1 protein-coding gene (only partly in view) is annotated in these 6,310 nt (G+C 69.7%); it reads right to left on the bottom strand.

Annotation, left to right across the window (positions count from 1 at the left end):
• On the bottom strand, positions 1-6,310 hold part of the coding region annotated (locus D7V88_RS15620) for a non-ribosomal peptide synthase/polyketide synthase (RefSeq protein ID WP_120541442.1) (this coding region is incomplete at both ends). Its footprint extends 23,314 nt past the window's final position; 6,310 of 29,624 annotated nt are visible.

Here is a 6,310-nt window from a genome sequence, read left to right as displayed (position 1 = left end):
GGGACCATGTACTCAGGCAGGTGCTTGCGCAGGTGTTCGCGCAGGGGAGAGGTGTCCACCTCCGGCACGACCCAGGCCACGAGGCGCGCATCGCCGGGCACGTCCTCGCGCACCGCCGCCACCGCGTTCCGGATGTCCGGGTGCGTGCGCAAGGTGGCTTCGACTTCGCCCAGCTCGATGCGGTAGCCGCGCAGCTTCACCTGGAAGTCCAGGCGGCCCATGAAGTCCAGCGTGCCATCCTCGCGCCAACGCGCCTTGTCGCCCGTGCGGTACAGCCGCGCTCCAGGCTCCGTGCTGAACGGATCCGGGACGAAGCGCTCCGCCGTCAGGTCCGACCGGCCCAGGTAGCCGCGCGTGACGCCCGCGCCGGAGAAGCACAGCTCGCCCGGCAGCCCGAAGGGCACCAGGTGCTGGTGCTCGTCGAGCACGTAGGCCCGCACGTTGTCCAGTGGCCGGCCGATGACGGGCCGGAGCAGGGAAGTCCCCTGGATGTCGAACGTCGTGACGGCCACGGTGGTCTCGGTGGGTCCGTAGCCGTTGATGGCGCGCGTGCGGTCCGTCGTGGCCAGCAGCCGCCACATCACCTCGTCCAGGGCTTCACCGCCCAGCATGGTCCGCGACGGCACCCAGGCGCGCTCCATCATCCCCGCGTCCAGCAGGAGCTTGAGCTGCGCGGGAGTGCCCATCAGCACGTCGATGCGGTGCCGCTCCAGCCACGCGAGCATCCGCTCCGGTTCGAGGCGTGTCTCTTCGGGAATGACGCAGAGGCAGTGGCCATCGAGCAGCTTGATGAACGCATCGATGACCGCGTCGAAGTACAGCGGCGCGTTCAAACTGAAGCGCAGCCGGCGCGGCTCCGCGTAGAGCTTACGCACCATCGTGTGGTGCAGGTGGACGACGGAGCGGTGCTGCACCATCACGCCCTTGGGCGTGCCCGTGGAGCCGGACGTGTAGATGACGTAGGCCAGATTGTCCGGGCCCGCCGAGGGAGGCAGGGGCGCCTCGGAGAGAGTCGCCAGGTGCGCCGCTTCGGCATCCAGCATCACCACGTGGGCGATGTCGGGCCGCCACGCTTCGGCCAGGGCCCGGGTGGTCAGCAGCACCGAGGCGCGGCTGTTCTCCAGAATGAAGGCCTTGCGCGCGTCGGGGGCCGCCGGGTCGAGCGGCACGAACGCGCCGCCCGCCTTGAGCACCGCGAGGAATGCGACGAGGGCGTCCGCGGAGCGCTCCAGGGCCAGGCCCACCGTGACTTCCGGGCCCACGCCCAGCGAGCGCAAGTGCCGGGCGAGCTGATTGGCCCGGGCGTCGAACTGACGGAAGGACAGCGTCGTCTCCTCGAACACCACGGCGTCCGCGTCCGGCGTGCGGGCCGCCTGCTGTTCGATGAGGCCGTGCACCGTGGTCCCCAGCTCGAAGTCCACGACGTCGCCGTGTCCGAGCGTGATGAGCCGCGCCTGCGCCTCGGGTGAGTCGAGGACCAGGTCGGCCAGCGGGGCATCGGGCCGCGCGACCACGGTCTCCAGCAGCACCCTCAGGTGCATTGCGATCCGCTCGGCGGTGGCGGCCTCGAACAGGTCCGTCGCGTACTCAAGCCGGCCCGCGAAGCCGTCCGCGTCGCGGCGCAGGTCCAGGCTCAGCTCGAACAGGGTGGTCCCACGGGTGCCGAACTCCGCGGGGTGTACGGCGAGACCGGGCATCGTCGCCCCCGACACGGGCGCGTTCTGGAGCGCGAACAGCGCCTGGAACAGCGGCGTGCGGGACAGGTCGCGCGTCGTCTGGAGTTCTTCCACCACCCGCTCGAACGGCAGGTCCTGGTGTTCGTACGCACCCAGCGTCGTGGTGCGCACCTGCGCGACAAGCTGGTGGAACGAGGGACGCGCGCCGAAGCTGCCGCGCAAGACCAGCGTATTGACGAAGAAGCCGATGAGGCCTTCCGTCTCCGCGTGGCCACGGTTCGCGATGGGGGAGCCCACCAGCACGTCGTCCTGACCGGAGTAGCGGTGCAGTACGGCTTGGAACGCCGCCAGCAACACCATGAACGGCGTGGCGCCTTGCTTCTGTGCCAGGGCCTCCACCTGCTCGGACAGCGCGCGCGGCAGTCGCACGGACACGGAGGCGCCGCGCTGCGAGACAACCGCCGGACGCGGCTTGTCGGTGGGCAGGTCCAGCACGTGGGGCGCACCCGCCAGTTGCTGCTTCCACCAGCCGAGCTGCGCCTTCAGCACGTCGCCCTGGAGCCAGTTGCGCTGCCACACCGCGTAGTCCGCGTACTGCACCGGCAGCTCCGGCAGGACCAGCGCCTGACCGTGGCGGAAGGCCTCGTAGAGGGCCGTCGTCTCGCGCACGAGCACGCCCAACGACCAGCCGTCGGACACGATGTGGTGCAGGTGCACCACGAGCACGTGCTCTTCCGCGTCCAGCTTCAGGAGCAGGGCGCGAATCACCGGCCCCTGCGCCAGGTTGAACGGGCGGCGGGATTCCGTGACGCCACGCCGCTTTGCTTCAGCCTGCCGTTCCGCGTCGTCCGTGATGCCCGTGAGATCCACGGACTCGAAGGGCACGGTGGCCTCGTCGCGGATGTGCTGCACGGGCTGGCCTGCCTCCACCCGGAACGTGGTGCGCAGCGCTTCGTGCCGTGCCATCAGCGCATCCAGGCTCTTGCGCAATGCTCCTTCGTCCAATGCGCCGATGAGGCGCAGCGGCAGCGGCATGTTGTAGAGCGCGGTGCCCGGCTCCAACTGGTCGATGAACCACAACCGCTGCTGCGCGAACGACAACGGCGGCACGGTGGTGCGCTCCGTGCGGACCAGCGGGGGGGCCTGCGTGCGGCTGGCGCTGCCCAGCTTCTCGGCCAGGGTGGCCACGGTGGGAGCGCTGAAAAGGTCTCCCAGCGGCAACTCCACGCCCAGGGTGGAGCGGATGCGCGACACCACCTGCGTGGCCAGCAGCGAGTGGCCACCCAGCTCGAAGAAGTCGTCGTGGATACCGACGGCTTCCAGGTGCAGCACCTCCGCCCAGATGGCGACGAGCGCCGTCTCCATCGCGTTGCGCGGCGCGGCCACCTCCGCATCGGAGACCTTCGGCGCCTCCGGGACGGGCAGGGCCTTGCGGTCCACCTTGCCATTGGCCGACAGCGGCAGGGCGGGCAGGGGGATGAACGCGGACGGCACCATGTAGTCGGGCAATTGCTTCTGGGCGAACGACTTGAGCTGCTCCACATCGCCCGCGTCAGCAGTGGCCACGATGTATGCGACGAGTCGCTTGTCGCCGGGCACATCCTCGCGCGCCAGGACCACGGCCTCGCGCACCTGCGACGACTGGCGAAGCACCGCTTCGACTTCGCCGGTCTCGATGCGGAAGCCGCGGATCTTCACCTGGAAGTCCGTGCGGCCCAGGAACTCCAACGTCCCATCCGCCTGCCAGCGCACCCGGTCGCCCGTGCTGTAGAGGCGAGCACCGGGCTCCGTGGCGAAGGGGTGGGGGATGAAGCGCTCGGCGGTCAGGTCCGGACGGTTCAGGTAGCCCCACGCCAGGCCATCGCCTCCGACGAAGAGTGCACCCGGTACGCCCACCGGCACGGGCTGGAAGGACGCATCCAGCACCCACGCGGTGGACTGCGCCAGCGGCCGGCCGATGGGCACGGACAGGCCCACGCTGTCACCGGCACCCAGTGCGTACGTGGCGGAGAACGTCGTGTTCTCCGTGGGGCCGTAGCCGTTGACGAGCACGGAGCCCGAAGGCATCCGCGCCAGGTGCTCACGCACGCGCTCCACGGGCAGCACGTCGCCGCCCGCCAGCACCTGCCGCACACCCGCCAGCGCTTCGCCCTGATGGATGACCATCTGCTCGAAGAGCGCGGCTGTCAGCCACAGCGTGGTGATGCCCTCACGGGTGAGCAGCGTCCCCGTCTCTTCGAAAGACAGGGCCTTCGCTGGCGCCAGCACCAGCTTCGCGCCGTTGAGCAGCGCGCCCCAGACTTCCAGCGTGGACGCGTCGAACGCCACGGGCGCCAACTGGAGGAAGACTTCCTCCGGTCCGAAGTGGATGAAGTCGTTGCCACGCACCAGCCGCACGATGCCGCGCTGGGGCACGCTGACGCCCTTGGGCCGTCCCGTGCTTCCCGACGTGAACATTACGTACGCCAGTGCTTCGGCCGGCACCGTCACATCCAGCGCCGTCTCCGGCTGCTTCGCGAGCACCGCCGCATCCGCATCCAGGAGGACCTGGAGGTCCACCACCGCCGGCAGTTCATCCGCCAACGACTCCTGCGTCACCAGCACGCTGACGCCCGCCTCCTGGAGCATCCACGTGATGCGGTCCGCCGGGTACTTCGCCTCCACCGGCACGTACGCAGCCCCTGCCTTGAGGATGCCCAGCATGCCGACGATGAGCTCGAACGAGCGCTCCAGGCACAGACCCACCCGGTCTCCGGGCCTCACGCCCTGGCGACGCAGGTGGTGCGCGAGCTGGTTGGACGCGCGGTCCAGCGCCGCGTAGCTCAGCGTCTTCTCCCCGGACTTCAGCGCGGGCGCATTCGGCGTCCTTGCGGCGTGGGCGGTGAAGAGCCCCGCCACGGACGCGTCGCGCGGGTACTCGCGCGACGTGCGGTTCCACCCGACCAGCAGCTTCTGGCGTTCCTCGGGCGTGAGCAGCGGGAGCCGAGCCACGGGGACATCGGGCGAAGCCAGGACGACGTCCAGCAGGACCTGGAAGCGGTGGACCAGGCCGGCCATCGTCTCGGGTGAGAACAACGCGGTGTTGTAGAGCAGCGTTCCGCCGAAGCCGTCGGGGCCGCGGCGGATCAGCAACTGCAGGTCGAAGAGGCTGAACCGCAGCGCGCCGCCCATCGGCCGGAGCGTCAACTCCGGCAGCACCAGCTCCGGCATCGGCGCGTTCTGCAGGGTGAACGTCACCTGGAAGAACGGCGTGCGGCTCAGGTCGCGCTCGGGCTTCAGGACCTCCACCAGCTTCTCGAACGGGAGGTCCTGGTGCTCATAGGCCCCCAGCGTGGTGGTCCGCACCTGAGCGAGCAGCTCGCGGAAGGTGAGCGTGTCCTTCACCTGCGTGCGCACGACCACCGTGTTGGCGAAGTAGCCGATGAGGTCTTCGGACTCGGCGTGGCGGCGGCCCGCGATGGGCGAACCGATGAGCACGTCCTCCTGACCCGAATACCGGTGCATCAGCAGTTTGAAGGCGGCCAGCAGCAGCATGTACGGCGTCGCGGACTCGCGCTTCGCCATCGCCTCCACGGCTTCGCTCAGCGCGAGCGGCAGGAGCATGGGCTGGTCCGCGCCCTGGAAGGACTGCCGCGCCGGACGCGGATGGTCCGTGGGCAGGTCCAGGTACGGCGCCGCGTCGTCCAACTGAGCCTTCCAGTAGCCAAGCTGCTGCTCCAGCACCTCTCCCTGGAGCCAGCCGCGCTGCCAGAGCGAGTGGTCGGCGTACTGCACCGCCAGCTCCGGAAGCGGAGAGGGCAGGCCCTTGGAGAAGGCCGCGTAGAGCGCGCCCATCTCCCGCACCAGGACGCCCGAGGACCAGCCGTCGGAGATGATGTGGTGCTGCGTCAGCACCAGCCCGTGCTCCGCCGGACCCAGCTTCAACACGAGCACCCGGACCAACGGCCCCTCTTCCAGGTTGAACGGGACGCGGCCCTCTTCGGCGGCAATCCGCAAGGCTTCCACCTGACGCGCTTCGGGCGCTTCGATGGACGTGAGGTCCACGTGCCGCAAGGGCATCGGGAAGGGCGGGTGGATGATCTGCGACGGTGTCCCTTCGTGTGGACGGAAGGTGGTGCGCAGCGCTTCGTGACGGCGCACCAGCTCATCGAACGCGTGCTGGAGCACGGTCGTGTCCAGCGTGCCTTCGAGCTTCAGCGACACCGGGATGCTGTACGCGGTGCCCGCCGTACCGAGCTGCTCGATGAACCACAGCCGCTGCTGAGCGAAAGAGAGGGGAATCACCGCCGGGCGCTCCGCCCGGACCAGCGCGGGCAGGGACGCTCCCGTGCCGTCCGGACCCTGGAACGAATCGATCAGCGCGGCCAGCGCGGCCACGGTGGGCCGTTCGAAGAACGCACGCAGGGGCAGCTCCACCTTGAAGTGGACGCGCACGCGGGAGACCAACTGCGTGGCCAGGAGTGAGTGGCCGCCCAGCTCGAAGAAGTTGTCGTGGCGGCCCACGGCGGGGATGCGCAGCACTTCGCTCCACAGCGCGGCCAGGGCGATCTCCGTTGGCGTCTCCGGCGCCACATAGGTGCTCGCGATGACCTGCGAGGCCTCCGGCGCGGGCAGGGCCCTGCGGTCCACCTTGC

The organism is Corallococcus terminator (assembly GCF_003611635.1).
Lineage (GTDB): Bacteria > Myxococcota > Myxococcia > Myxococcales > Myxococcaceae > Corallococcus > Corallococcus terminator.
The sequence above is the reverse complement of the archived record's forward strand: the minus strand, read 5'-3'. Positions and strand labels throughout refer to the sequence as shown.